Origin of the sequence: Methanobrevibacter oralis (assembly GCF_001639275.1) — an archaeon.
Lineage (GTDB): Archaea > Methanobacteriota > Methanobacteria > Methanobacteriales > Methanobacteriaceae > Methanocatella > Methanocatella oralis.
In genome coordinates this window covers 1-892 of sequence record NZ_LWMU01000012.1, presented here as the reverse complement: position 1 = coordinate 892, position 892 = coordinate 1, and the positions used below count along the sequence as shown (strand labels likewise).

Sequence of the window (892 nt, the reverse complement as noted above, 5' to 3'; positions counted from 1 at the left end):
CTGTTTCTTGGAATTTTTCTTTGTTTGTTAATATGATTCAGGAACACTAATTTTTCCAGATTCATCGCCCAATTCCAAATATTCTTCTTGATCCAATTTATAATACTTTTCTTCCAAAGTGTTCTTTCCATGATTATTTTTTAATTGTTGTTCATTGGTTATTATTTTTTAAAGATGTTTTTACTTTAGTTCCATCTAAAACTCTAAATGGCGGATTTTCTTCTTTTGCAAATCTTTAAAAGTTGTTTTAAAAGATTCATCAATTAAATCAGGTATAATCCAATTTGAATCTTATAAAATTGTCCCTATAAATTGGCTTTTGCATGCCTGCTAAAGTACATATAAGAAAAATATCAGTTCTTGTTCTTCTCTCAATTAGGAGAAGACAATCCACCATCAAATAACACTCATCCAAATCAATCCTAAGCAACATTTCACGAGGATAAGCAGGTTCACCAGGCTTATCACGAAAAACTCCTTGTTAGCTTCGGAACAATCAATTTAATCAACCACATTTTTAATACAAATAACACGGATGACCTTCAGGAATCAAATTACTCAAGTCCATAGACACCAACATAGTCTAAATAACAGTATCATCTTTTAAAACCATAAATAAAACAACCATAAATATTAATATTTATAATAAAAGATTATACTTCATAATATATAAAATTAAATGAAAAAAAAATAAGCGAAAAAAAAATTTTAAAAATTAATGAAAGTCATGTCCCATCCTGCCTCATAAAGAAAAAAAGAATTAATTATAATTCTAGACAATACAAGGATTCACACAGCAAAAATGGTTCAAAAAGTTGCAGAAATATCAAATATAAATTTAATATATTTAAAACAATATTGTCCTGATTTAAGCCCCATTGAAAATGTTTAA

General features: G+C 27.0%; 1 protein-coding gene. It reads left to right on the top strand.

Annotated features, from left to right (window positions below; all coding sequences use genetic code 11):
* Positions 1 to 763 precede the first annotated feature (763 nt).
* Entirely contained in the window at positions 764 to 892 is a 129-nt protein-coding gene (locus MBORA_RS10095) for a transposase (protein WP_346172387.1), read from the top strand.